4 protein-coding genes (1 of these 4 running past the window's edge) are annotated in these 1,945 nt (G+C 59.2%); 3 read left to right on the top strand and 1 reads right to left on the bottom strand.

The window, feature by feature from the left end:
- Positions 1 to 506: GNAT family N-acetyltransferase (locus ALO64_RS22710; protein WP_054991809.1), on the bottom strand; the 506-nt coding region annotated here is incomplete at its 3' end.
- Between the two features lie 188 nt (positions 507 to 694).
- Between ALO64_RS22710 and ALO64_RS22705 the strand changes: the two genes are divergently transcribed.
- The 3 genes in view from ALO64_RS22705 to ALO64_RS22695 are tightly spaced (at most 20 nt apart) and all read left to right on the top strand, a layout consistent with a single transcriptional unit that may run on beyond the window.
- Entirely contained in the window at positions 695 to 1,102 is a 408-nt protein-coding gene (locus ALO64_RS22705; protein WP_002552107.1) for an ExbD/TolR family protein, read from the top strand.
- A 2-nt stretch (positions 1,103 to 1,104) separates the two neighbouring features.
- Complete coding sequence (locus ALO64_RS22700) at positions 1,105 to 1,872, top strand: energy transducer TonB family protein (RefSeq protein ID WP_044345322.1); 768 nt, start codon at positions 1,105 to 1,107, stop codon at positions 1,870 to 1,872.
- A gap of 20 nt (positions 1,873 to 1,892) precedes the next feature.
- A protein-coding gene (locus ALO64_RS22695; protein WP_054991808.1) for a TonB-dependent receptor crosses the window boundary here: on the top strand, positions 1,893 to 1,945 show its beginning. The gene runs 2,239 nt beyond the window's last position; only the first 53 of its 2,292 coding nucleotides appear in the window; it begins with the start codon at positions 1,893 to 1,895; its stop codon lies off the right edge, out of view.

Below are 1,945 nucleotides of genomic sequence, written 5' to 3'. Positions count from 1 at the left end.
CCGCAGGCTGCCCTGTTCTTCAAAAATGCTTCTTTCATACAGCCTTCATACGACAGTCCGCACTTCTCCAGCACCCTGGCGCTGGCCATGTTGTCGGCAAAGCACTGACCGGCGATGCGGTTGAGGTTCATGACGGTGAAGCCATGCATCAGCAAACCCTGCACCGCCTCGCTGGTGTAGCCCTGCTTTCGGTAATCGGCACCGATCCAGTAACCCAGGTTGCCGCTGCGATGCGAGGTTGACAGGCGCAGTGAAACGACCCCGGTCAACTCTCCGGTTTCCTGGGCATGAACCCCCAGGCTCAATGTTCGTCCAGCGGCGAATTGTCCCGGTGCATCGGCAATGAAAGCCTGTGCATGCTCCAGGGTATAGGGCGAGGGGACTGTGGCCGTCATGTTCGCAATCACGGGGTCGTCAGCCAGTCGCGACAAGGCGCTGGACTGCTCGGCTCGCAACGGGCAGAGCAATAGTCGTGAGGTGCGGATACTGGGCATATCGAGACGCATCCCGGGTTTTCCGTTGAGTTGAATACTCAAGAATTGCCGCGTTTCCATGGCGTTTTTATGACGGCTGCGAGAAATATTTTAGTGCCATCAAAAGAGCTTACAAAGGCCATGTAACAGTCATGTAAACCTAACTGATCGGTCATATTCGGTTGCTAGATTCTCGGCCTCTGACAAGAAGGGCGGATGGTATGAGAACGTGGGACGAACCTAAAAAACGCAAGGCGCACATCGAACTGATCCCGATGATCGACGTGATGATGTTCCTGCTGGTTTTTTTCGTACTGGTCAGCCTGAACGTGATTCCGGCTCTGGGGATGAAAACCCAGCTGCCGAGCGCCAGCAGTTCACAGCAGCTCAAGCCGCAGAACAAATCGATCCTGACCCTGGGCCTCAACGGCGAATTACAGCTTGATGGCAAGGCGACCACAGTCGAGGCTCTGGTGCCTGCCTTGAAGGCGCTGGAAAAGCCCGATACTAAAACCACCATTATCGTCAACAGCGACAAGGGCGTTGAGGTCGCACGTCTGGTCGAGATCATGGACACCTTGCGTCTGGGTGGCTTTACCTCGGTTTCCATTGCCACGCGTAAATCCTGACCATGTATGTCCTGTTTCGTGTACGTCAGTGGCTCGCAGGCCTGCCAGCGCTGGTGGCGCTCATCGTGATTGTGATGGGGGTGCAGACGCGGGCCCTTAAGGTAGAGCCGGTTTATGACCAGTCAGCCGTGGAGCTGGCGTTGATCGAGCCTGAGCCTCCAGCGCCAGAGCCCGTGGTGCCGACCGAGCCGCTTCCGGTTCAGCCTGAAGAGCCGCCACCACCGCCGCCCGTGGTGGAAAGCGAAGACGCCGAGCCTGCTCCGCCACCGCCCAAGCCCATGCCTAAACCTGTCCCCAAGCCCGTGCCCAAGTCCAAGCCGGAACCCAAGCCGCGCCCGGAACCGGTGCCCAAGCCAGCCCCGGCGCTAGTAAAGCCCGCCGAGCCGGTTCAGGCCCCCAGTAAGCCTGTGGCCAGCGCTGCCGTCGCGCCGCCTCAGCCACCGGCGCAGCCGAAAGTAGACACGCAGGGCCTCGAAGGCGGCTACCTCAAAGGGCTGCGTAACGATCTGGATGGCTACAAACAGTACCCGACCGGACGCCAGGCCTCGCTGGAGCGCCCAAGCGGCGAGGTAGTGGTGTGGTTATTGGTTGATCGCCAGGGGCGAGTGCTGGACTCCGGCATTCAGACCCAGGCGTCCAGCATGCTGCTCAACCGCGCAGCAGCCAACAGTCTGCGACGCATCAAGCAGGTCAAACCGTTTCCCGAACAAGCCTTTGGCGGGCGTAGCGAACAGCGCTTCACCGCCACCTTCAACTACAGCGTGCAATAGCACTGACAAGGAACAGAGTGATGAAGTTTTCCAGAATTCACCTTGCGTTGGTCGCCGCGGGAATCAGCCAGGG

It is taken from the genome of Pseudomonas meliae, from assembly GCF_001400515.1.
GTDB classification, from domain to species: Bacteria; Pseudomonadota; Gammaproteobacteria; order Pseudomonadales; family Pseudomonadaceae; genus Aquipseudomonas; species Aquipseudomonas amygdali.
This window is presented reverse-complemented; position numbering and strand designations above follow the sequence as displayed.